Origin of the sequence: Providencia rettgeri, assembly GCF_001874625.1 — a bacterium.
Lineage (GTDB): Bacteria > Pseudomonadota > Gammaproteobacteria > Enterobacterales > Enterobacteriaceae > Providencia > Providencia huashanensis.
The window spans coordinates 3801660-3824369 of the sequence record NZ_CP017671.1; the positions used below are offsets into that span (position 1 = coordinate 3801660).

The 22710-nt window shown below is 40.0% G+C and carries 20 protein-coding genes, 3 tRNA genes and 1 pseudogene; 13 read left to right on the top strand and 11 right to left on the bottom strand.

Annotated features, from left to right (window positions below; genetic code table 11):
- Nucleotides 1-44: 44 nt before the first annotated feature.
- Nucleotides 45-770: a 30S ribosomal protein S2 gene (gene rpsB, locus RB151_RS17610; RefSeq protein WP_004257504.1), complete on the bottom strand. Its 726-nt coding sequence runs from the start codon at nucleotides 768-770 to the stop codon at nucleotides 45-47.
- Between the two features lie 679 nt (nucleotides 771-1449).
- Here rpsB and map point away from each other — a divergent pair.
- The 4 genes from map (at nucleotide 1450) to RB151_RS17630 (ending at nucleotide 6695) form a co-directional block, all read left to right on the top strand.
- On the top strand, nucleotides 1450-2247 hold the full coding sequence (gene map, locus RB151_RS17615) for a type I methionyl aminopeptidase (RefSeq protein WP_042848988.1): 798 nt from the start codon (nucleotides 1450-1452) through the stop codon (nucleotides 2245-2247).
- A 108-nt stretch (nucleotides 2248-2355) separates the two neighbouring features.
- Entirely contained in the window at nucleotides 2356-4992 is a 2637-nt protein-coding gene (gene glnD, locus RB151_RS17620) for a bifunctional uridylyltransferase/uridylyl-removing protein GlnD (protein ID WP_042848989.1), read from the top strand.
- Nucleotides 4993-5054: 62 nt separating this feature from the next.
- On the top strand, nucleotides 5055-5882 hold the full coding sequence (gene dapD / locus RB151_RS17625) for a 2,3,4,5-tetrahydropyridine-2,6-dicarboxylate N-succinyltransferase (RefSeq protein WP_042848990.1): 828 nt from the start codon (nucleotides 5055-5057) through the stop codon (nucleotides 5880-5882).
- A gap of 432 nt (nucleotides 5883-6314) precedes the next feature.
- On the top strand, nucleotides 6315-6695 hold the full coding sequence (locus RB151_RS17630) for a DUF3461 family protein (RefSeq protein WP_042848991.1): 381 nt from the start codon (nucleotides 6315-6317) through the stop codon (nucleotides 6693-6695).
- A gap of 82 nt (nucleotides 6696-6777) precedes the next feature.
- Here RB151_RS17630 and RB151_RS17635 read toward each other — a convergent pair whose 3' ends face one another.
- Genes RB151_RS17635 through RB151_RS17645 form a run of 3 tightly spaced genes read right to left on the bottom strand, consistent with a single transcriptional unit; the run spans nucleotide 6778 to nucleotide 8352 of the window.
- Nucleotides 6778-7230 carry a flavodoxin gene (locus RB151_RS17635; RefSeq protein WP_042848992.1) on the bottom strand — a complete coding sequence of 151 codons (453 nt, stop codon included), beginning with the start codon at nucleotides 7228-7230 and terminating at the stop codon, nucleotides 6778-6780.
- Nucleotides 7231-7247: 17 nt separating this feature from the next.
- Nucleotides 7248-8009: a tRNA pseudouridine(65) synthase TruC gene (truC, locus tag RB151_RS17640; RefSeq protein ID WP_042848993.1), complete on the bottom strand. Its 762-nt coding sequence runs from the start codon at nucleotides 8007-8009 to the stop codon at nucleotides 7248-7250.
- 7 nt (nucleotides 8010-8016) lie between these two features.
- Complete coding sequence (locus RB151_RS17645) at nucleotides 8017-8352, bottom strand: YqcC family protein (RefSeq protein WP_042848994.1); 336 nt, start codon at nucleotides 8350-8352, stop codon at nucleotides 8017-8019.
- A gap of 248 nt (nucleotides 8353-8600) precedes the next feature.
- Here RB151_RS17645 and RB151_RS17650 point away from each other — a divergent pair, with 248 nt between their 5' ends.
- Entirely contained in the window at nucleotides 8601-9497 is an 897-nt protein-coding gene (locus RB151_RS17650; RefSeq protein ID WP_042848995.1) for a DUF535 family protein, read from the top strand.
- 527 nt (nucleotides 9498-10024) lie between these two features.
- On the opposite strand, the gene syd is transcribed toward RB151_RS17650, so the two are convergent.
- Entirely contained in the window at nucleotides 10025-10585 is a 561-nt protein-coding gene (gene syd, locus RB151_RS17655) for a SecY-interacting protein (protein ID WP_042848996.1), read from the bottom strand.
- A 144-nt stretch (nucleotides 10586-10729) separates the two neighbouring features.
- Here syd and queF point away from each other — a divergent pair, with 144 nt between their 5' ends.
- The 3 genes and pseudogenes from queF to xni all read left to right on the top strand — a co-directional run bounded on the left by queF (nucleotide 10730) and on the right by xni (nucleotide 13840).
- Entirely contained in the window at nucleotides 10730-11575 is an 846-nt protein-coding gene (queF, locus tag RB151_RS17660; protein WP_042848997.1) for an NADPH-dependent 7-cyano-7-deazaguanine reductase QueF, read from the top strand.
- A 97-nt stretch (nucleotides 11576-11672) separates the two neighbouring features.
- Nucleotides 11673-13039, top strand: a pseudogene (ppnN, locus tag RB151_RS17665) (nucleotide 5'-monophosphate nucleosidase PpnN).
- 45 nt (nucleotides 13040-13084) lie between these two features.
- Nucleotides 13085-13840: a flap endonuclease Xni gene (gene xni / locus RB151_RS17670; RefSeq protein ID WP_042848999.1), complete on the top strand. Its 756-nt coding sequence runs from the start codon at nucleotides 13085-13087 to the stop codon at nucleotides 13838-13840.
- Nucleotides 13841-13890: 50 nt separating this feature from the next.
- On the opposite strand, the gene rlmM is transcribed toward xni, so the two are convergent.
- The 3 genes from rlmM to RB151_RS17685 are packed head-to-tail and all read right to left on the bottom strand — an operon-like array spanning nucleotide 13891 to nucleotide 16352.
- Entirely contained in the window at nucleotides 13891-14994 is a 1104-nt protein-coding gene (gene rlmM / locus RB151_RS17675; protein ID WP_042849000.1) for a 23S rRNA (cytidine(2498)-2'-O)-methyltransferase RlmM, read from the bottom strand.
- Nucleotides 14987-15382 carry a DUF423 domain-containing protein gene (locus RB151_RS17680; RefSeq protein ID WP_042849001.1) on the bottom strand — a complete coding sequence of 132 codons (396 nt, stop codon included), beginning with the start codon at nucleotides 15380-15382 and terminating at the stop codon, nucleotides 14987-14989. Before RB151_RS17680 ends, rlmM begins: the two co-directional genes overlap by 8 nt.
- Before the next feature lie 28 nt (nucleotides 15383-15410).
- Nucleotides 15411-16352, bottom strand: a complete 942-nt coding sequence (locus RB151_RS17685; RefSeq protein WP_042849002.1) for a transcriptional regulator GcvA — start codon at nucleotides 16350-16352, stop codon at nucleotides 15411-15413.
- 696 nt (nucleotides 16353-17048) lie between these two features.
- On the opposite strand from RB151_RS17685, the gene csdA reads away from it, so the two are divergent.
- Together csdA and csdE are read left to right on the top strand one after the other, a co-directional pair.
- Nucleotides 17049-18254, top strand: a complete 1206-nt coding sequence (gene csdA, locus RB151_RS17690) for a cysteine desulfurase CsdA (RefSeq protein ID WP_042849003.1) — start codon at nucleotides 17049-17051, stop codon at nucleotides 18252-18254.
- Between the two features lie 30 nt (nucleotides 18255-18284).
- A complete protein-coding gene (gene csdE / locus RB151_RS17695) occupies nucleotides 18285-18743 on the top strand; it encodes a cysteine desulfurase sulfur acceptor subunit CsdE (RefSeq protein WP_048606312.1) in 459 nt (152 codons plus the stop codon).
- A gap of 41 nt (nucleotides 18744-18784) precedes the next feature.
- On the opposite strand, the gene tcdA is transcribed toward csdE, so the two are convergent.
- Entirely contained in the window at nucleotides 18785-19603 is an 819-nt protein-coding gene (tcdA, locus tag RB151_RS17700; protein ID WP_042849006.1) for a tRNA cyclic N6-threonylcarbamoyladenosine(37) synthase TcdA, read from the bottom strand.
- Nucleotides 19604-19633: 30 nt separating this feature from the next.
- Nucleotides 19634-20755: a murein transglycosylase A gene (gene mltA / locus RB151_RS17705; RefSeq protein WP_048606311.1), complete on the bottom strand. Its 1122-nt coding sequence runs from the start codon at nucleotides 20753-20755 to the stop codon at nucleotides 19634-19636.
- Between the two features lie 232 nt (nucleotides 20756-20987).
- Between mltA and RB151_RS17710 the strand changes: the two genes are divergently transcribed.
- The 3 genes from RB151_RS17710 to RB151_RS17720 all read left to right on the top strand — a co-directional run bounded on the left by RB151_RS17710 (nucleotide 20988) and on the right by RB151_RS17720 (nucleotide 21299).
- A tRNA-Met gene (locus RB151_RS17710) sits at nucleotides 20988-21064 on the top strand.
- A 63-nt stretch (nucleotides 21065-21127) separates the two neighbouring features.
- Nucleotides 21128-21204: transfer RNA gene (locus tag RB151_RS17715), tRNA-Met, on the top strand.
- Between the two features lie 18 nt (nucleotides 21205-21222).
- A tRNA-Met gene (locus tag RB151_RS17720) sits at nucleotides 21223-21299 on the top strand.
- A gap of 150 nt (nucleotides 21300-21449) precedes the next feature.
- Here the strand turns inward: RB151_RS17720 and amiC are convergent.
- On the bottom strand, nucleotides 21450-22700 hold the full coding sequence (gene amiC, locus RB151_RS17725; protein ID WP_042845973.1) for an N-acetylmuramoyl-L-alanine amidase AmiC: 1251 nt from the start codon (nucleotides 22698-22700) through the stop codon (nucleotides 21450-21452).
- Nucleotides 22701-22710 lie beyond the last annotated feature (10 nt).

A 22710-nucleotide genomic window follows, 5' to 3' on the forward strand; every position in this document is an offset into this window, starting at 1 on the left:
CAGTACCTGTATAGCAATACCTATAAATAAGGACTTAAGCCTTATTATTCAGCTTCTACTAAGCTTTCTTCTGCTTGAACAGCCAGATCTTGTGAACGGCCTTCACGAACGGTGCTTGCTACAGCGCCCAGATACAGTTTGATTGCACGGATTGCATCATCGTTACCAGGGATAACGAAATCGATACCATCTGGATCAGAGTTAGTATCTACGATAGCAAATACTGGGATACCCAGATTGTTTGCTTCTTTGATAGCAATGTGTTCGTGGTCTGCATCGATAACGAACAGAGCGTCAGGTAAACCGCCCATATCTTTGATACCGCCTAAGCTGTTTTCTAACTTACCAAGTTCACGAGTACGCATCAGCGCTTCTTTCTTGGTCAGTTTATCGAAAGTACCGTCTTGCGACTGAACTTCTAAATCTTTCAGACGTTTGATTGACTGACGAACAGTTTTCCAGTTAGTCAGCATCCCACCTAACCAACGGTGGTTAACGAAATACTGATCACAGCTGTTAGCAGCTTCTTGAACGGCTTCGCTTGCAGCACGTTTAGTACCGACAAACAGAATTTTGCCTTTACGAGAAGCAATTTTAGTTAACTCAGCCAAAGCTTCGTTGAACATTGGAACAGTCTTTTCCAGGTTGATGATATGAACTTTGTTACGAGCGCCGAAAATGAAAGGTTTCATTTTTGGGTTCCAGTAACGAGTCTGGTGACCAAAGTGTACGCCCGCTTGTAACATATCGCGCATGGAAACAGTTGCCATTTAATACCTCTGTATATAAGTAATTGGGGTTATGCCTCCACAAATCCCATGCTACCGACTCTATGGCTGCGTTTAAACGCATAAGAGCACCCCGGAGCACGTGTCGATTTGTGTGTGTTATTACACAATTGAGTTTAAGTTTATCGCATATCCAATTTTCTATCCGACTAACAACATTTGAGCAGCATTCATTGATGCACAAAAAAGTGAGAAGAAATAATATGGATTGCCGGCGCGCTTTATACCATAAATCCAACTTAGAAGCCAACTTTTGTTGTTTTTTTCGCTAACAAAAATGACAAAAAAGAAGATTGATTAAAAAGCGGTTCACTCGGGAAATATGATATTCCCATTAATCAATTATAGACGCTATTTGGGCAGGGTAAAAACGCTGGTAGAGTAAAAATCTTATTTTCTATCGGTGTTATTTCTCCGTTCAAGATATCTTCATCATTACTGTGCATTTTGTGCTATAAAACACTTAGGTTCGTATAGCCTCAGCGCCCTACTCACCTATCTAAAAAACACTTAATCTATCGGTTCCTATCGATAGCTAGTTGGCAGGAAATGCGGTGGCTGTTACCATAAGTGTTATTGATGTAAAAAAGGTACCAAACCTATTTTCACCCCCCTTTATTAAACATGCCATTAATATATGTGGCATGAATGGATTAAACTCATGGCTATTATTATCAAAACTGAAGAAGATATTCAGAAAATGCGTGTTGCGGGTAGGCTAGCAGCGGAAGTGTTAGAAATGATTGCGCCACATGTTGTGCCGGGCGTCAGCACTGGTGAATTGGACCGCCTCTGTCATCAACACATCGTTGAAACGCAGCAAGCTATCCCTGCCTGTCTTAACTATCACGGTTTCCCTAAATCCGTTTGTATTTCCGTCAATGATGTCATTTGTCATGGAATTCCTAGTGAAGATAAAATTTTAAAAGATGGTGATATCGTTAATATCGATGTTACGGTGATCAAAAATGGTTTCCACGGTGATACGTCTAAAATGTTCATTGTTGGGAAACCGACTATCCAAGGCGAGCGTCTTTGCCAAGTCACATTAGATAGCCTGTACTTAGCCCTACGTCTGGTTAAACCGGGTATTCGCTTACGCACCCTAGGAAAGGCCATCCAAGAGTTTGTTGAAAAACAAGACTTTTCAGTTGTACGTGAATATTGTGGCCATGGTATTGGCGAAGGGTTCCATGAAGAACCACAAGTTCTACATTATGATGCTGATGATAGTGGAGTGGTGCTACAAAAAGGCATGGCATTTACCATCGAACCTATGGTTAATACTGGCGATCACCGCATCCGTACCATGAAAGATGGTTGGACAGTCAAAACCAAAGACCGAGGTTGGTCAGCACAGTATGAACACACTTTAGTCGTTACTGATAACGGTTGTGAAATCTTAACATTACGTAAAGAAGAAGAGCCATTTATCTCAGCGGTTCTGGTTAACGCCTAATTCCAAGAAGACCCCCTCACATTAGGGGGTTCTTTTTCTGTTCATTTTTACTAAAAAACCGTAAGCTGATATAAGTTTTTCTATCGATATCACTACGGAAAGATAAAGATGACGGCACTTCCTACTCCCTATCTCTCACCAAACCAATTTGGTCCCCACGACCTTGAACTCAGTGCCTTAAGGCAACATGTCGATGATTTTGACCATTGGCTAGAGGAAGCATTCAACCAAGGTAAAGATGTCGTTGACCTAGTTCATATTCGCAGTGACTACCTCGATGCTTTACTGACTCGTCTCTGGCAATCATTTAAATTTGAAAAACAGTCAGGGATGTCACTGATTGCGGTTGGTGGCTATGGCCGTCATGAGCTGCACCCACTTTCTGATATTGATATCTTAGTGTTAAGTAAAGAGCCACTACCTGAGACATTAGCAGCTCAAATTGGGCAATTTATTACTTTATTGTGGGATCTTCGCTTTGATATTGGTCATAGCGTTCGTTCTTTATCTGAATGTATAGAAGCCGGCAATGCAGACCTCACAACCGCAACAAATTTAATTGAATCAAGGCTAATTTGTGGTGACATCGCCCTCTTTTTACAGTTACAAAAAACGATTTTCAGTGATGAATTTTGGCCTTCCGCTGTCTTTTTTGCCGCTAAAATTGAAGAACAACAAGAACGCCATCAACGCTACCATAGCACTAGCTACAACTTAGAACCTGATATTAAAAGCAGCCCTGGTGGCTTGCGGGATATACATACCTTACTATGGGTAGGTAGGCGTCACTTTGGGGCAACAACCGTCGATGAAATGGTGGGTTTTGGTTTTTTAACCGAAGAGGAACACCAAGAACTCAAAGAATGTTTAGTCTTTTTATGGAAAATTCGCTTCGCCTTACACTTAGTGGTTAAACGCCATGATAATAGACTGTTATTTGACCGCCAGTTTAGTGTAGCCAATCTATTGGGTTATCAAGGTGATAAAAACCAACCTGTTGAGCGAATGATGAAAGATTTTTATCGTGTCACTCGGCGCGTTAGAGAACTAAATCAAATGTTATTACAACTATTTGATGAAGCCATTTTGACCCTCAACCCCGATGAAAAGCCTCGTCCTATTGATTCTCAATTCCAGCTTCGTGGCTCGTTAATTGATATGATTGATGATGACCTATTCATTAACCAGCCTGCCACTATCTTAAAAATGTTCTACCAAATGGCCCGCTATCCCAATATTACAGGGATTTACTCAACCACATTACGGCAATTACGTTTTGCGCGACGAAATCTTGTGAAGCCGCTCTGTGAACTGCCAGAAGCACGAAAACTATTCCTAAAAATATTATGCCATCCAAGAGCAATCAAAGGTGCGTTTGTCCCTATGCACCTTCACAGTGTCCTAAGCGCTTATACGCCTCTTTGGAGCAATATTGTTGGCCAAATGCAATTCGACCTATTCCATGCTTATACCGTCGATGAACACACAATTCGCGTCTTGCAAAAAATTGATAGTTTTACCCTAGAAGAAAACCGCCGCGATCACCCGCTTTGTGTCAGTGTTTACCCTAAATTACTTCAACCTGAGATTTTACGGCTAGCCGCTATTTTCCATGATATTGCTAAAGGGCGTTCAGGAGATCATTCTGATCTTGGAGCCGAATTTGTGTATGACTTCGCCTTATTACATGGTTTTTCGAGCAAAGAAGCAGGTCTTGCCGCTTGGTTAGTAAAAAACCACTTACTGATGTCAGTAACCGCTCAAAGGCGTGACATTCAAGACCCCGATATCATTAAGCAGTTTGCAACTGAAGTAAAAACAGTTTCGCGTCTTAATTATTTAATGTGCTTGACCGTCGCTGATATTTGCGCGACCAACAGCACATTATGGAATAGCTGGAAACAAAGTTTAATCCGCGAGTTATTTTTATCCACTGAACACCAGTTAAATCAAGGGATGCAAAGCACGCCTGATTTGCGCCAACGTATCCGCCATCACCGTTATCAAGCTTTATCATTATTACGGCAGTCCCCTATTAACGAAGAAAAATTGCAAGCGCTTTGGTCCCGTTGTCACGCCGACTATTTTTTGCGTCACACCCCATCACAACTGGCTTGGCACGCCAAACATTTGCTAGCGCATGATTTAAGCCAACCGCTTGTCCTGATAAGCACCCAACCTAAACATGGTGGCACTGAAATTTTTATTTGGTGCCATGATAAACCCCATTTATTTGCAGCTGTTGCTAGTGAACTTGATAGGCGTAATTTAAGTATTCACAGTGCGCAGATCTTTACTAATAAAGATAATATGGCAATGGATACTTTTGTGGTGTTAGAGCCTAACGGGAATGCATTGTCGAAAGATAGATATGAACATATCCGTAAAATGTTGTTGCTAGCGGTGCAACAACCTGAAATTTCGCTACCAAAACCACGCACTATTCCATCTAAATTACGTCATTTTACGGTTCCAACAAAAGTCAATTTTTTACATTCAACGAATGATCGCCGTACCTATATGGAATTATTTGCCTTAGATCAACCAGGGTTATTAGCGCGAATTGGGCATGTTTTTGCTCAAATGGAAATTTCGCTATATGGCGCACGGATCACCACTATTGGCGAAAAAGTTGAAGATTTCTTTGTGTTAGCAGATAAAGAGCACCAAGCCTTAAGTAAAAATATGCAACAAGAGTTATCAGAAAGGTTGACAGAAGCCCTAAAATCGAAGGATAAAATATAGCGCTCATCGCATTATTGCGGTCAACGCTTACTTTCATGTCATTCAAGAGGGAAATACAATCAATGCAGCATTTACAGGCGATCATTGAACAAGCATTCGAAGATAGAAGCAGTATTACACCAAATACCGTCTCTATCCCAGTAAAACAAGCCGTTTTAGAGACTATTGCATTACTTGATAGCGGTAAATTACGTGTCGCAGAAAAAATTGCTGGTGTTTGGGTTACACATCAGTGGCTCAAAAAAGCCGTGTTGTTATCATTTCGTATTCAAGATAACCAAGTCATTGATGGTGCTGAAAGCCGTTATTTCGATAAAGTCCCAATGAAATTTGCCGACTACGACCAAGCTCGCTTCGAAAAAGAAGGTTTTCGCGTTGTTCCACCAGCCGCTGTACGTAAAGGGGCTTACATTGCTAAAAATAGCGTCTTAATGCCATCATACGTCAACATAGGGGCTTATGTTGATGAAGGCACCATGGTTGATACATGGGCGACAGTCGGCTCTTGTGCGCAAATTGGTAAAAATGTTCACTTATCTGGCGGCGTTGGCATTGGTGGTGTTTTAGAACCATTACAAGCAAACCCGACAATAATTGAAGATAACTGCTTTATTGGTGCTCGCTCAGAAGTGGTTGAGGGTGTGATTGTTGAAGAAGGCTCCGTTATTTCAATGGGGGTTTATCTGGGACAAAGCACAAAAATTTATGATCGCGAAACTGGCGAAATCTTTTACGGTCGTGTACCTGCGGGGTCTGTCGTTGTTTCCGGTAACTTGCCTTCCAAAGACGGTAGCTATAGCCTTTACTGTGCTGTTATTGTTAAAAAGGTCGACGAGAAAACACGGGGTAAAGTAGGGATCAATGAATTATTAAGAAGTATTGATGAATAATTCCTATCAGCCACTACTTACTATCTAAAAACCTATTACTCAGTTTTTGTAATCATTTCATAGTAATTAGGTTAAACATGAAGCTATCCCGAAGCGCATACCTTGTATGCAAATCGGGTGGCCATATTCAATACACTTTCGTTAATATTTCATTTTGTGGTTCATCTGAGCGCATTAATTGCAAAGAGAAGTTTGTCAATTTCAAGAAATCGCGCATAATATGTCCGTGACTTTTGCCGTTTACCATCAATAAAACTGTATTATTTTATTTTTCATTATAATGATGCTATTGCAAAATGACGTAATAGGGTATTTCCAACCTACGTCTTTAAACCAGTAGTACCATAAAGGGAAATAGACCGATATTGTTACGGCCTTGCTCACACTATCACTTTGTTTACCGACTCTGTTCCTACAGTAAAGCGAGCTAACATGTACGATAATTTGAAAAGTTTAGGCATCAGTAACCCCCAAGACATTGACCGCTATTCCTTGCGTCAAGAAGCGAATAATGACATTTTAAAAATCTATTTTCGCAAAGATAAAGGGGAGTTTTTCGCTAAAAGCGTAAAATTCAAATACCCACGCCAACGTAAAACGATTGCCGATGGCGGTAATAATTTCAAAGAAATTAACGAGATCAATACTAACCTACGTTATGCGATTGAAGAACTAGACCAAATTTGCCAAACAGAGCAAACTGATATTGATTTAAAACACAAAATTCTTGATGACTTACGCCATTTAGAACATGTTGTTTCAAATAAAATTGCAGAAATTGAAGCTGACCTCGAAAAACTTACCCGTAAATAATTTACAGGCGAAGTGATTATATACTGCGCCGTAGCATTACCGCTATTTATTATAAATATGGGTAATCCCACGGTGCAGGCATTTAAAGTAGCTCAGCCCAAGCTTCAATCCAACTCTTCGCATATTCTTCTGGCGTGTCCACTTCAATTGCATCAATAAATAAAATATCACCAATACGTGTAGCTGATTGTTCGGCTAATAGCTCATCAAAACGGACCCCAGCCCCGCAAAAACTTTCATAACTGCTATCACCTAAAGCAATTAGGCCGTAACGTAAATCAGGTTGATAACCAACAACATCGTTAATTTCACTAAACAACGGCGCTATAGTATCGGGCAAATCCCCTTGGCCTGTAGATGAAGTCACAATTAAGGCAATTTCTTCACCTGAATTGTAGTGTTGCCAATCATTCAAGGTAGGTTCGTCAAAGACAACCACTTCATGCCCTTGCTGTTCTAAAATTTCTTGTGCCGTTTCTGCAACAGCCAAAGAGTTACCATAGACAGTTCCAACAAAAATGCCTATTTTTGACATAACACCCCCTCTATTTCTTATTCATTTGACGAATTAATAACGTTTATTCCTAACTTTACAACCTTATCTGACCACCCAAATTGTTCAATTAATGACAACCATTGTGTGTCCCACGGCGCAACTAGTGATATATTTTCTTTTGTTATCGGGTGATTTAAATTTAATAAACTGGCATGCAACATCAGTCGTGATACTGAAAAATTCGCATTAACTCCCCGGTTCTGCCGCAAATCACCATGTTTACTATCGCCAATAATAGGATGACGAAGGTGAGACATGTGCCTTCTTAGTTGATGCTTACGGCCTGTTTCCGGCCTTAATTCAACCAAGCTGAACCTAGATGTGTCGTAGCGCCCGATAGCAATAGGGCATTCAACGGTGGCGATTGGCTTACAATGAGTAATACATTCCTGTAAAACGGGCTCACGAGACGCGTGTTTATCCGCAATTTTATCTAACTCTTCCAAGAGTGGATAATCGATGGTTTGCTCTTCGGTTAAATAGCCACGAACGATAGCATGATATACTTTTTCTAACTGGTGGCTTTCAAACTGTGCAGCTAACAGCCTTGCAACCTCACTCGACAACGCAAAAAGCAATATACCTGATGTAGGCCTATCAAGCCGATGAATGGGATACACATATTGCCCAATTTGATCTCGCAGCGTTTGCATGACAAACACCGTTTCTTTGCTATCTAACCAACTGCGATGCACTAGCATACCTGCCGGTTTATTCACCGCAACCATATACTCATCGTGATAAATGATTTCCAGCATTAATTATTCACCCGCTCGTTTTCGCTGAAAAAAGGCCGTCTAGCTCACGCAAGTGATGAATAACCAATGTATAACGCTCTTCTTCGTCATGCTTATAAGCCTCTTCAAAATAAGGGGCAACTGCAAAGCTTGTCGGCAATACCGCTTTTTGCTCAATCAGTATCTGCAAGCGAGGGATCAAAACCCATTGTAACCATTCCGAAGCTTCCATTGTATCAATACAAAAGGGTTCAACACTTTTAAAAGCTTCAGGACTTGGTGGCTGTTCATTCCAAAGGGATTTTAATTTCATTTCCTCTTCTAGATGACAAAGTTTTTCAATAATGCGTTGTTCAATATTCATGCTTAAACCTATTTAATTATCACAAAGCAAATATACTTTATTTTTCATCACAATTCTGTCGGATAAATGGGGTTAAAAACGAGGAAATACAAGTTTATTGATATCTCTATACCATTATTTTCTGCTTAATTATCTGCTCGACTTAACTTGATAAGTTTCGTTGATGATTTGTTTCGATTGATAAAAGTAAAATCAAATGTTTTTCAATTTAATACAAACAAAATAATTAACAATAAAATGGTTTATCTATGGGATTACTAAAGCAGTGGCGTAAGGAAAATAAAGTTTGGCGAGCTTTTAACTCAAAATATGTTGAATTAAAAAGAAAAATTCGTATTACTAAACTTCCTACTGAGCAATATAAACACTATCAGGTAATGTGCCAAAACTACCGTTGTGCTCAATTTTCGGCGGCAATTGAAGGTGTTCCTCATTTCATTGAACGACCGATTAATAAATACCTTCATAAGGCTTGGACTGGAAAGCAAAAGTTGCTTACGGCTAGCTATACACTTAATTTAGTTGAAACAACATTTAAACCTGAAGCTATCGAAGCCATGTTTTGTGATAAACGTGAAGGGCTTGTTGTGGCTAATATTGAGTTAAAATCAGGGGATTTTGCTCAATTAACCTTAATATATTCACAATACCCAAGAGAAGGTGACCTCACTCTACACCTGAAAAATGAAACAGGTGATGAGATCTATTTAATGAGTTTTTCTTTCGGCCCTGAAGGCCAACTTTATGTATGCTCCTTACAAGGGCCTTCAACCGAGCAAAGTGTTGACCAAGTTAGGTTAATTACTAAACAAATGCACGGTATGAGACCTAAGAATTTATTAATGTCCGCAGTTTATGCTGTCGCTACTTTTTTCCATGTAAAATCAATATTAGGCGTTTCTAACCAATGCCATATTAAGAGCCAACATTTAAAATCAAGTTATGATACTTTTTGGTTAGAGTGCAATGGGACGCAAACCGCAGACGGCTGGTTCCAATTGCCAATTCAAGAGCCTGTACGCGATATAGAATCAGTCAAAAGCCAACGCCGAGCTGAGTTTCGCCGTCGCGAAGCGCTGCGCGACGCAATGACCCAAGAAATTATTATGTCATTAACTAAAAACTCCCAGCATAACAGCCATTAATATTTCGTTCGCAGGCCTTGCGTTAGCAAGAATGTAAATGATAACTAGCCGTTAATAAAAATGCCTTGAAGAACCATAACCAATAAAGCCTATTATTAACTCTATAATATTTATCAGGAAAAAAGCCAGTCAACCTTGGTTGACTGGCTTACGCTTTAGGACTTATGCATCCTGCAAAATGACATCCTGTCACTCAACATCCTGTTGAATAAAAGCATGTTAATAGGTGTTTTAACCTATTTAGCAATCCCTCGCCTTACTTTTAAAAATTTTTACACCCTATAATTAGGTATAAAAAGCTAAACTGACTTACCCTGTCCAGCGAGATAAGAATGTATGAAACCGCTTACTAAAACAACCTAGTATGGCTTGCAATAATTCAATAATATTAAATGAAATATCACGTACGGTAGTAACGCCATGAAATAAAAAGTTAAATAATTATCATTCTTATAAAAGAAGAAAACTTTAAGATATTGCTTAACTTAATTGTAAGCTTTTACCTACACCAAGTTGTAATAAAATGCTTACCCCTTTGGCTCCACAATGACAGTCAGCTCTTCAAGAAAACAGGTTAAATTCGAAGAAAGTACTCGTCTTTCTTTACTACCAAATTTTTCTAGGATTATTTCACCACTAAGATTACACATTGATATCATTTCAAGTTCAGAATCTAAGGTTGCAATAAACAACGTTGGCGGCAGCTTTAAACGCTTTTGAGTGACCAAATGGCCAATTAAATTTTCCTGTAAGCGAATAAAGTCATCCTCATTCCAAACTTGCACTAAATTAAGGGTAATATCACGAAATGTCGCTTTCATATCACCAGCTAACTGAGTGGTATAAAAAGTGTGGATATCACTTTGCAAATTGATATCTAATGCAGTAGCGACTTTATCCAGGGTTGCACCCTTAATTGGAAATGTTTGAGGCTCCCAATACACCCAGTTTTCGCCAGTGCGAACAATACAAGGGGATGGAATACCATATAAATCCGTTGAAGCGGGCGGTAAACCAGTTTGTTGTTGCCATTGAGAAACATATTTCTCAGTAAAGTTATGCAATGCGACAGAAAGTGTTGTATTCATATTTATATGGTTTTATAGCTGCGTTAAATTGAAAGACGTCAACAAGGTGGATAAATGGTATTATGGCAGAAGTTTACGGGCGAATAAAATGTACCAGTTTCTGCCTTTTAACCTCATTCTCGTTTATGAAGTACAAGGACCAATATGTCACACTACCAGAATAATCCCGCACTTGATAATTTAACGTTAGGGAAAAAAACGGCTTATCATGACCAATATGATGCAACATTACTCCAAGCCGTTCCTCGCAGCCTAAATCGCTCTCCTTTAGCGATCTACGCCGATGCTCTTCCCTTTCATGGTGCAGATATCTGGACAATGTACGAGCTTTCTTGGCTAAACCAACGTGGTGTCCCTCAAGTTGCGATTGGTTCAATCAGTGTTGATGCCCATAGTGAAAACCTTATTGAATCCAAAAGTTTTAAGCTATATCTCAACAGCTTTAACCAAACATGCTTTGAAACTTGGGAAAATGTGCGAAGCGTTTTGCAAAATGATTTAAGCCGCTGTGCTAATGGTAAGGTTAGCGTTACACTTTATAAATTAGATGATTTTTCCCATCAACCTATCCAACCATTGCAAGGGATATGTATTGATGATCAGGAAATTGATATCAATAATTATGAATTTAACCGTGACTACTTAGCAAATAGTACGCAAGAAGATATCGTCGAAGAAACCTTAGTTAGCCATTTGTTAAAATCAAATTGTTTAATTACTAATCAACCTGATTGGGGCTCCGTACAAATTCACTATTGCGGTGCGAAAATTAATCGTGAAGCCCTATTACGTTATTTAATTTCATTTCGCCATCATAATGAGTTTCATGAACAATGTGTTGAACGTATATTTAATGATATTACACAACTGTGTAAACCCGATAAATTAAGTGTTTATGCACGTTATACTCGCCGTGGAGGGCTTGATATTAACCCATGGCGAAGTAATGAGGATTTTACGCCTGAATTAGGTCGTTTAGCACGGCAATAAGTATCCATGTAGTTGAAAAACAATTGAAAGTAAATGTTACCCATGCATTTACAGTACAATTCACATATCAAGAACCCACTGGGTAAAGGAGTACTACTTGATTACTCATATCAGTCCATTAGGATCTATGGATCTACTATCTCAACTTGAAGTTGATATGCTAAAACGTACGGCCAGTAGCGATTTGTACCAATTATTTAGAAATTGCTCTTTAGCCGTTCTACACTCAGGCAGCCTTACTGATAGCAGTAAAGAGCTATTAGAAAAAAGCAAAGATTTTGATATCAATGTATTACGTCGTGAGCGCGGTGTTAAACTAGAACTTATAGACCCGCCAGAAAAAGCCTTTGTTGACGGTAAAATCATCCGTACATTGCAAGCAAACCTATTCTCAGTATTACGTGATATCCTGTTCGTTCATGCACAAATTACCTACGCAAAAGAACAATTCCATTTAGACCTTGAAAATGGAGCTCATATTACTAATATGATTTTCTCCATTTTGCGTAATGCCCGCGCATTACATATTGATGAAGACCCAAGCATGATTGTGTGCTGGGGCGGTCACTCCATTAATGAAATCGAATACCAGTATGGTCGTAAAGTTGGTAACGAACTTGGCTTACGTGAGCTCAATATTTGTACTGGCTGTGGGCCAGGAGCAATGGAAGCACCAATGAAAGGTGCTGCTGTAGGGCATGCTCAACAACAGTATAAAAATAGCCGTTTTATTGGTTTAACAGAGCCATCAATTATTGCCGCAGAGCCACCTAACCCACTGGTAAATGAGCTGATTATTATGCCTGACATTGAAAAACGCTTAGAAGCGTTTGTTCGATTAGGCCACGGCATTATTATTTTCCCTGGGGGGTAGGAACTGCTGAAGAGCTACTTTACTTACTGGGTATCTTAATGGACCCAGCCAACAGCGAACAAGTTCTGCCGCTTATCTTAACGGGTCCAAAAGAAAGTGCTGAATATTTTACCGTTTTAGATGACTTTATCCGTCATACCTTAGGTGAAGATGCCAGTAAGCATTACCAAATCATTATTGACGATGCCCAAGAAGTCGCCCGAGTAATGAAGCAAAGCATGCCAAAAGTTAAAGAGAACCGCCGTAGCACCGGTGATGCCTATAGCTTCAACTGGTCAATTAAAATTGCTCAAGATTTACAACACCCATTCGAACCAACGCATGAAAATATGGCTTCATTGAACCTTCATCCTGGTCAAGAACCTGAAAAACTGGCCTCTGATTTACGCCGCGCTTTCTCTGGGATTGTTGCTGGTAACGTAAAAGAGTTTGGTATGAAGGCAATAGAAAAGCACGGGCCATTTAAAATCCACGGTGATACCGAACTCATGAAACGAATGGATATTTTACTGCAAGGCTTCGTAGAACAGCACCGCATGAAGCTACCAGGTGGTACAGCTTATGAGCCTTGCTACGAAATTGTAAAATAAGTATGGTCTACAAGTAAGGATAAACATTTTAGGTATGGCGTATTTATGATCCATTTATTAATTATTGATGCACTAAACTTAATACGCCGCATCCATGCGGTGCAAGGAAGCCCGTGTGGTGAAACCTGCTTATCTGCCATATCCCAATTATTAAATCATACCGCTGCAACTCATATTGTGGCGGTATTTGATGAGGAAGGGCGGCATCAAAGTTGGCGTCATGAAAAACTACCCGATTACAAAGCGGGTCGACAGCCTATGCCTGAGGATTTACAAGCTGAACTGCCAACTCTGATTGCTCTTTTCCAAGAAAAGGGGATACATTGCTGGCAATCTGAAGGAGATGAAGCAGATGATTTAGCGGCGACCTTAGCAACACGCATTGCTGGGTCGGGGCATACAGTTACCATCGTATCCACAGACAAAGGTTATTGCCAATTATTATCTCCGAATATTCGAATTCGTGATTATTTTCAAAAACGCTGGCTCGATGTTCCGTTTATTGAAAAGGAATTTGGCGTTACACCTGAGCAACTCCCTGATTACTGGGGGCTTGCCGGTATTAGCAGTAGTAAAGTGCCTGGAGTTGCAGGGATTGGCCCTAAAAGTGCAACGCAGCTTTTACAACAATATCATTCAATTGAAAATTTATTTGCTCATTTATCGGAACTAGAAGAAAAATGGCAAAAAAAGTTAGTCGATCAGCAGCAAATTGCATTGATTTGCCGTGATATTGCAACATTAAAAACAGATATAGCTTTGCAAGGTAATTTAAATCAACTACGTTACTACACTAAATAAACACACAAAAAAGGCCACACTTGGCGGCCTTTAGAATGGCAGTACACTAACTAGTAATATTCACGCGCCATTGGGTTGGCAGACCAAATTCTCATCACATGTACAGTGACTTCTTCTCGGTCATGATAAAGTTGCTTAGCTTGAATTAACACATTCACACCTTGCTCTTTTAGCTGTGTTTTCATCTTTTCCAGAATATGTGAAACTTCTTCATAACGCTTTTTCATTGGCAACTTGAGATTGAAAATAGCTTCCCGACACCAACCTTGTGCTAGCCAATCAGTCATCAGTGCAGCCACCTTCGCCGGTTTTTCAACCATATCACATACTAACCAAGTAATGTTTTGTGAACTTGGCTGAAACTTAAAACCATCAGCTCGGTGGTGTTTAACTTGCCCAGTATCCATTAAGCTTTCTGCCATTGGGCCATTATCTACGGCATGGACCATCATACTGCGCTTCACTAATTGGTATGTCCAACCTCCCGGACATGCCCCTAAATCAACTGCGTTCATACCGCTTGCTAACCGCTCTTCCCACTCTTCATAAGGAATAAATACATGAAAAGCTTCTTCGAGTTTTAATGTTGAGCGACTTGGCGCATCTGATGGAAATTTTAATCGCGGGATACCCATATAAAAATTCGAACTATTATTGGTATAGGAATACCCTGTATAACAGCAACCCGGAGCAATAAAAAATACATGGATCACTGGGCGCTTAAAATTTTCAAGAGGAAGTAAAATTTTCTCTTTACGTAATGCATTACGTAAAGGCACCGTAAACTTACGGCAGAACTTCATTAACTCTTTAGATTCATTCGTGTCTGCCACTTCAACACGAATATCACCCGCTCGAACAACTTGCTGGCTCAGCGCGTTTATAATCGGGGTAATACGATCCTCTGGCGGCAGATCTTTTAGTAAATCCCCCACCACAATCATTTGACGAGCAAAAATTAACTCTCGAAAAGGCAACGTCCGCGCGAGTGTATCTGCATCTTCTGCTTGGTAACACTCAAAAATAACATAACCACTATTTTCTTTTACCCGAGCAAAACCATAAATTTCTTTTTGCCCGGCTTTGTCTGTAATCTCTGCTGCACACTCTTTCTCAAAGCCTGGACGGCAATATAGTGCAATTTTATTACTCATTACGTGACGCCGATTTCCTTAGACGCATAGCGCCAATTACTACTAACAGCCAGCCAATCAGGAAACATACTCCCCCTATTGGCGTAAAATAAGAAAAGTATTTTACCTGCAATAGGGCCATACAATAAAGACTACCGCTAAAAAGAAGTATGCCAACTGAAAAAAATACCCCTGACCAGTAAAACCATAGAACCACTTTACGCAATAAAACTGCACCTAACACCATAAGCGCAACAGTATGTAACATTTGATAACGTAAGCCTGTTTCAATCCAGTCCATTTGGTGGACACTCATGATTGACGACAACGCATGAGAGCCTATAGCCCCAAAAGCAACAGTAAAGAAGCCACTAATCCCAGCAAAAATTAACATCAAACGACTATTCACAGTAACACCTTTTTATTTAACTACTTGATTACTGAATAAGCGCCACATCTTGGTCACCCGTAATAAAGCCTAATTTTTCTTGTTCACTCGCTGCTTGCCCTAAGATCCACTGGCGAAATGCCGCTATTTTGCCCAAATCTGCTTGGCTTTCTTGGCAGACTAAATAAAATGCATTTTTACTCACCAATACTTCACTGAAGGGGCAAACTAAACGCCCTGCATCAATTTCATTTTTGGCCATCACATTATTTGTTAATGCAATACCTTGCCCATGTACAGCAGCTTGGATAACCATAGCACTATGACTAAAAATAGGCCCTTGCTGTACATTGACCACATTCTGTAACTCTAGTTGTTTAACATACGCTTGCCAGTCTCTTCGAGAAGAATCGTGAAGTAACGTATGTTTTGCTAAATCTTCGGGATTTTTAAGTTGGTTATCACCTGTTAATAACGATGGTGAACATACTGGCATTAGATATTCAGCATACAGCCGATCCGTTCTTAACCCTGACCAATTTCCTCTACCGTAGAAAATAGCGACATCAACATCATCTGCCAATTTATCTTCTTCTCTATCCACAGCCTGTATTCTTACATCAATACCAGGATAAGCTTGGTTAAAGCCTGAAAGCCTTGGTACAAGCCATTGGATAGCAAAGCTTGGTGACAAACTTACTGTTAGAGCCCCTTTCGCGCTTCGCGCTTGAAGCTTGCGTGTCGCCTCATTTAAAGAAGAGAAAATTTCTTTAATATCAAGATAATAGCTCTGGCCTTCTTCCGTTAATAATAATGAGCGATTACGTCGGCGAAACAGCTTGAGCCCAAGAAAATCCTCCAAACTTTTCATTTGGTGACTAACAGCAGCTTGCGTTACAAATAATTCTTCTGCAGCCTTAGTAAAACTTAAATGACGAGCTGCTGCATCAAAGACTCTCAGTGCATTCAGGGGCGGTAATCTTTTAGACATAATCACTTCTACTTGGCATATTGTTATTCATTAGTTTTTTTCATCCGAAGCATTATAATTTGTCCCTTGAGGATACGCCAGTAAATACCTATAGTATGCACACTTCCTAAGCCGGAACGAAAAGTTACAGAGTTTAGTTACTTTGGAACTTTTGGCTTTGTGGTTGTGATGTTGTGTTTGCAAGTTGTCTGGTTCAGCCAGACTTTGTAGCTTTGCTACTGTTTTTTCACTTCCTGTACATTTACCCTGTCTGTCCATAGTGATTTTTATAGTGCACCGCCAACGCGCGGTGCTTTTTTTTGCTATTTATTTAAACCACTAACAATAAATACCTAAGCAATTTAACGTAATAAATACAATAATCTATAGATAACTACTAGTGTACCGAAAAAACTTTCAGTTAGATATTTAAGATAATTCTTGAAATATGTTCGTAAAGGATATCAATAAAATAATTTCTGAATAAAAAGGATTGCATTGTAATGCAAAACGCTAAATCATTTTAAAAAACACACTCTAGATAATTGATAACAATTAATACCAAACGTAACAAAATATTTCAATGCTTAGGTTGAAAATGATATGTTTAAATTAATCAAAAAAATAACTATAAATGTACTAATAAATGTACAATCAAATTACACCACACTCAGCAATAGCCAATAACAGATAAATTTTGACTAAAAGAAAGAACTCATGGACCATTTTAGCGCCGCTTCATTTCGTCTCGCATTTCCTGCTTTAGACTCATCGACTCTATTTTTTGATAGCGCAGCTACCGCATTAAAACCCATAGCCATGATCGATGCTTCAAATAATTATTACCGTTTATCAGGTAGTTCTGTTTATCGGGGCCAATCCCCTGACGCCTTAAAATTAACTCGTGACTATGAACAAGGCCGTGTCCGCACTGCCAAATTGATTAATGCCCCCAGCGAAAAAAATATTATCTGGACGCGTGGAACTACTGAATCAATCAATTTAATTGCTCAGTGTTATTTTCGCTCAAGATTACAACCCGGTGATGAAATTATTGTAAGTGAAATCGAACATCACTCAAATTTATTACCTTGGATTATGCTAGCTCAACAAACTGGCGCTAAAATAATTAAATGGCCTGTTGAAAAAGACTTAACATTAAGCCTTGATGTGCTCAAATCAAAGCTCTCCACAAAAAGCAAACTTGTTGCTATCACACAAATGTCCAATGTAACGGGATATCAAACTGATTTACATGCTATAACTCAGTTGGCTCACCAAGTTGGGGCACTTGTTCTGGTTGATGGAGCACAAGGTGTAGTACATAGCCCAATAAATGTAAAAAAGCTGAATATTGATTTTTACGCATTTTCAGCCCACAAATTGTATGGCCCTACAGGGCTTGGGGTTTGTTATGCGAAAACTGAGCTATTAGAACAAATGAGCCCTTGGCACGGAGGAGGTAAAATGCTGACTGATGTCACATTTGACCATTTTACCCCTGCGCCTATCCCACAGCGTTTTGAGGCTGGAACACCAAATATTGCTGGCGTCATTGCCTTTTCTGCTGTCCTTAAGTGGCTAGAAGGTGTCGATTTAACTTCTGCTGAAGCTTATGCATGTTCCTTGGTGGAATACGCCTACGAGAAGCTGTCATTACTCCCCAACTTTATGAGTTATCACCCTTCTCACTCCCCTTTATTATCATTTAATTTTAAAGATATTCATCATAGCGATTTAGGTACCCTCTTGACCGAGCAAAATATTGCATTACGCTATGGTCAGCATTGTGCCCAACCCTTAATGGATGCATTGAATATTAGTGGGTGTTTGCGCATTTCAGTAATGCCTTATAACAACCAGCAAGACATCAATAAGTTTATCGATGCAGTCACACTCTCACTTTCTATACTAAATGATTAAATGAAGACTAAAGATACAGAAGGAAGCCTAATGACTTCGACTAAACATGATTTTGCTCCGCACCCTTTTGGTACAGAGATTGGAATTCAAGAAATAGTTGAACAATTTTCAACGTACAAAGCATGGGAAGATAAGTATCGTTTGCTCATCCAGCTTGCTAAAAAGTTACCACCATTAACTGACGATGAAAAGCAACAAACTCAAGAGGTTAAAGGCTGTGAAAACCGCGTCTGGATAGGTGCACTGCTCAATGATAATAATACGTTCCACTTTTATGGTGATAGTGAGGGGCGTGTAGTAAAAGGTTTATTTACCATTTTACTCGCGGCGGTAGAACAAAAAACAGCGCAGGAAATCATAGATATTAATTTTAATGATTTACTCACCCAAACTGGCTTACCGGCACAGCTAAGTGAATCCCGCCAAAATGGCATTCAATCACTCATTAGTGCAATTCAAAATATTGCCAGTGAAATGACGCCAGCATAATCAATGCTAGAAAGAGGCTATTTTATGGCCTCTTCCTATTCTTACTCACTTTGACTTGCCTGCCTTTGCGCTTTTGCAACCATTTTTTTGAGTGCATGAGAAACTGCGATAAAGCCAAAGCTCGCAGTTACCATGGTTACTGCGCCAAAACCTGCTGCGCAATCCATACGCTTAGAACCCTCGGCGGTGCTTTTAGCGGCACACACCGTCCCATCACTTTGCGGGTAAACTAATTGCTCAGTTGAGAAAACGCAATCAATACCAAGCTTGCCTTTGCCATTTTTCACGACATTAAAATCAGATTTCAAACGTTCACGTAGTTTGGCAGCTAATGGGTCCTGTATAGTTTTTGCGAGATCTGAAACTTGGATTTGCGTGGGGTCAATCTGCCCCCCGGCTCCCCCGGTCGTTACCACAGGGACTTTAAAGCGCCTGCAATACGCTAGCAGTGCAGCTTTTGGCCTAACACTATCAATCGCATCAATAACATAGTCAAACCCCGTACTAAGGTATTGAGCAGCATTATCAACAGTGATGAAATCATCAATCACATTCACTACACATTCAGGGTTTATTTCCAAAATGCGATTTTTCATGACTTCAACTTTGGGTAAGCCCACTGTCGATTTTATTGCATGTAATTGGCGGTTTGTATTGGTTACACAAATATCATCCATATCAATCAAAGTAATATAACCAATACCTGAACGAGCTAGCGCCTCAGCTGCCCATACACCAACCCCACCGACACCAATAACACAAATGTGAGATCGTGCAAAAAGATGAAGGGCTTGTTGCCCATATAAACGCCCGATCCCAGCAAAACGCTGCATCCAAGCATCTGAAAGCTTAGCTTGCATAATAACAAACAACCTTAGTTAAAACGTTAACTACATTGTACCAAAAAGCGGTTGGCTTTTTTTCAACACCCAAACTCGCCCATAATGATTATAAAAACCTGCCATTTTCCCAGCTTCATGGCCCGTTCCATGGTAAATATCAAAATGATGTCCTTTAATTGCCCCTCCGACATCTAAGGCAACCATCATACGCATTTCATACTGCCCCGTAAATTTACCATTACCGTCTAATACGGGGATTTCTGCAAGTAATGCGGTCCCAGGCGGAATTAATGTTTTATCTGATGCCACTGAAGCTTTAGCAATTAAAGGTACTGCACTCGCCCCCCTAACAGGGACAAATGATTGAGGCTTAAAGAAAACAAACGATGGGTTTTCTTCTAATAATTGGCGAACTTCTTGCTCACTGTGGTTATTTGTCCAATCATGGATAGCTTGCAAAGACATTTGGTTTAATGGTACTTCTCCACGATCAACAAGCACTTTACCGATACTTTTGTATGCATGACCGTTTTTACCTGCGTAACCAAAGAAATTCAGTGGGCTGCCATCACCAAAGTCAACATAACCACTTCCTTGTACCTCCATCATAAAATTATCAACGACAGAGTTACTATAAGCTAAAATTAAATTATCACTCAATGCACCATTGTAAATAGCTGCTCGGCTAGGTAAGCGGGATTTTCTTTTCGGTGGCATACCATATAGAGGGTAACGAAATTCACCTTGTGGGACGCGTCTAGCCTCGATAACAGGCGTGTAATAACCAGTAAATTGCACATTCCCATAATTATCAGCTCCTTCCATTTGAAAAGCTGTTAAATTGAAATTAGCTAATTTCGCAGGTTCTCCCCCCGCCATTAACCAATTCTCGATAGCATGGTAGGTATCGCTGTTATTTTGAAATAAACGGGGTGATGCATTTTTGATCTCAACAACTTGTTGATTAAAATCAGGTGCATTAATAGGCCGACCTTGAACATTCACTTGGTTAACTTTTTGCAGGTCTTGTACTAAACGCCCATCTTTATATTGTTGGCCTTTATCCGTTGGATGAGTTTGGCATCCTGCCAATAAAGAAAAAAACACACTGATTACCAACCCATTTTTTACTGCTCGCTTATTTACAATTTTTGTCAGTCCTAAATTCATTCTCCACCACCCAAGCGCATCCAACAATCCAATATGAAACGCACAATAGCAAACCCAAATTGGGAATGAAACGAGTAAACATATTTAGTTCAGTTATTTTTCTCAATACTCCCACCAAAGATTAAAAAGTAGACATTCAGTGCGGATTTTGTTCTGTAGATGCTGAAATTTGAAAAAAAAACACGAAAAAACTTGCATCAGATCTCATCCCGAGTATAGTGCCCGAATCGGACGCGGGGTGGAGCAGCTTGGTAGCTCGTCGGGCTCATAACCCGAAGGTCGTTGGTTCAAATCCAGCCCCCGCAACCAATTACTGATTTTATCAGTAAAGTATTAAAAGTAGTCAGCAGTATAAAGATGTAAAAATTCAGTCGCGGGATGGAGCAGCATGGTAGCTCGTCGGGCTCATAACCCGAAGGTCGTTGGTTCAAATCCAGCTCCCGCAACCAATTTTTTACTTCTTCAGTCGCGGGGTGGAGCAGCATGGTAGCTCGTCGGGCTCATAACCCGAAGGTCGTTGGTTCAAATCCAGCCCCCGCAACCAATTCTTTCTTAGTTTCCTTCCTTGAATAGCAAATCACCTTTAGTCTTTATCCTGTATAAACCCTTATTTTTTTATTTATGCAAATAAAAAAGGCGACTCACAAATTAGTTCATCACCTTTATATCAACATATACCTAATAGCTCACTCGATTAGTTACGAATAGCTAGCTCTCCACCATTGCGGAAATAGGCTTTAACCCCTTCAAAAATAGATTCAGCCATTTGTTGCTGGAACTTAGCTGTTTTAAGCTTTCGCTCTTCTTCTAAATTACTAATGAATGCGGTTTCAACTAGAATTGATGGTATTTCAGGCGCTTTAAGTACCGCAAACCCGGCTTGGTCAACTTTGTTCTTATGCAATTTATTGACTTTACCCATGAGTTTTAATACTTCATCACCAAACTTCAAACTATCATTGATCGTTGCCGTTTGGACCAAGTCAAGCATTGTATGGTCAAGATATACATCTCCACTCTTACTTACCCCACCAATTAAGTCAGCTTCATTCTGAGTTTGCGCAAGATAACGAGCCGTATTACTGGTAGCCCCTTTCGTTGATAAAGCAAAGACAGAGGAACCGCGTGCTGAACGATTAGTAAATGCATCAGCATGAATAGAAACAAATAAATCTGCTTGCATCTTTCTTGCTTTCGCAACACGAACCTTCAACGGAATAAAAACGTCTTCATTTCGTGTCATATAAGCCCGCATTTTAGGGTCTTTATCAATTAATGCTTTTAAACGACGTGCGATTTGCAGGACGACATCTTTTTCTCGCGTTTTATATTTCCCTATCGCACCTGGGTCTTCACCACCATGTCCCGGGTCTATCATAATAATAATCGGGCGATCCCTTCCCGCCTTCCCTGGTTTTTTAGCTTGAGCTGGCATGTTTTCTTCGAGATCACCTTTATTGTAATCCTCAAGTAATGCCAACAGTGGGTCATCATTGGTATCGACACCTTTGCCCGGATAAAAATCAAGCACTAAACGATGTTTAAATTCACCAACAGGCGTTATCGTAAAGAACTGAGGGCTAACTCTATTTTTTACTTCAAAAACTAAACGAACCGTTTGAGGATCAAACTGCCCTACCCGAACCAACTTCAAATACGGGTCACGAGTTTGGATCTGAGTCCCCATCTGTTTAAGCACATTATTTAACTGCACCCCTTCAAGATCGACAACAATGCGCTCAGGGTTATTAAGCACAAACTGGCGATACTTTAACGGGACGCTGGATTCTAGCGTAACTCGGGTATAGCTTGATGCAGGCCAAATACGCACAGCGATGACGCTGCTATTTGCAGAAAAACCGAATGGGCTGACGCTCAGTAACATAACTGCAGCTGCGCCCTGTATAAAACGGCGCTTCGATGGGCTGTGATCTTGATGACTCATCAATAATTCC

Excerpts from the sequence above, each read along its gene's own strand:
- RB151_RS17650 (WP_042848995.1), top strand. The coding sequence starts at position 8,601 with ATGGGATTACTAAAGCAGTGGCGTAAGGAAAATAAAGTTTGGCGAGCT.
- RB151_RS17635 (WP_042848992.1), bottom strand. The coding sequence starts at position 7,230 with ATGTCAAAAATAGGCATTTTTGTTGGAACTGTCTATGGTAACTCTTTG.
- queF (WP_042848997.1), top strand. The coding sequence starts at position 10,730 with ATGTCACACTACCAGAATAATCCCGCACTTGATAATTTAACGTTAGGG.
- tcdA (WP_042849006.1), bottom strand. The coding sequence starts at position 19,603 with ATGCAAGCTAAGCTTTCAGATGCTTGGATGCAGCGTTTTGCTGGGATC.
- truC (WP_042848993.1), bottom strand. The coding sequence starts at position 8,009 with ATGCTGGAAATCATTTATCACGATGAGTATATGGTTGCGGTGAATAAA.
- amiC (WP_042845973.1), bottom strand. The coding sequence starts at position 22,700 with ATGAGTCATCAAGATCACAGCCCATCGAAGCGCCGTTTTATACAGGGC.
- glnD (WP_042848989.1), top strand. The coding sequence starts at position 2,356 with ATGACGGCACTTCCTACTCCCTATCTCTCACCAAACCAATTTGGTCCC.
- RB151_RS17645 (WP_042848994.1), bottom strand. The coding sequence starts at position 8,352 with ATGAATATTGAACAACGCATTATTGAAAAACTTTGTCATCTAGAAGAG.
- csdE (WP_048606312.1), top strand. The coding sequence starts at position 18,285 with ATGACTTCGACTAAACATGATTTTGCTCCGCACCCTTTTGGTACAGAG.
- map (WP_042848988.1), top strand. The coding sequence starts at position 1,450 with ATGGCTATTATTATCAAAACTGAAGAAGATATTCAGAAAATGCGTGTT.
- rlmM (WP_042849000.1), bottom strand. The coding sequence starts at position 14,994 with ATGAGTAATAAAATTGCACTATATTGCCGTCCAGGCTTTGAGAAAGAG.
- syd (WP_042848996.1), bottom strand. The coding sequence starts at position 10,585 with ATGAATACAACACTTTCTGTCGCATTGCATAACTTTACTGAGAAATAT.
- xni (WP_042848999.1), top strand. The coding sequence starts at position 13,085 with ATGATCCATTTATTAATTATTGATGCACTAAACTTAATACGCCGCATC.
- dapD (WP_042848990.1), top strand. The coding sequence starts at position 5,055 with ATGCAGCATTTACAGGCGATCATTGAACAAGCATTCGAAGATAGAAGC.
- rpsB (WP_004257504.1), bottom strand. The coding sequence starts at position 770 with ATGGCAACTGTTTCCATGCGCGATATGTTACAAGCGGGCGTACACTTT.
- csdA (WP_042849003.1), top strand. The coding sequence starts at position 17,049 with ATGGACCATTTTAGCGCCGCTTCATTTCGTCTCGCATTTCCTGCTTTA.
- mltA (WP_048606311.1), bottom strand. The coding sequence starts at position 20,755 with ATGAATTTAGGACTGACAAAAATTGTAAATAAGCGAGCAGTAAAAAAT.
- RB151_RS17685 (WP_042849002.1), bottom strand. The coding sequence starts at position 16,352 with ATGTCTAAAAGATTACCGCCCCTGAATGCACTGAGAGTCTTTGATGCA.
- RB151_RS17630 (WP_042848991.1), top strand. The coding sequence starts at position 6,315 with ATGTACGATAATTTGAAAAGTTTAGGCATCAGTAACCCCCAAGACATT.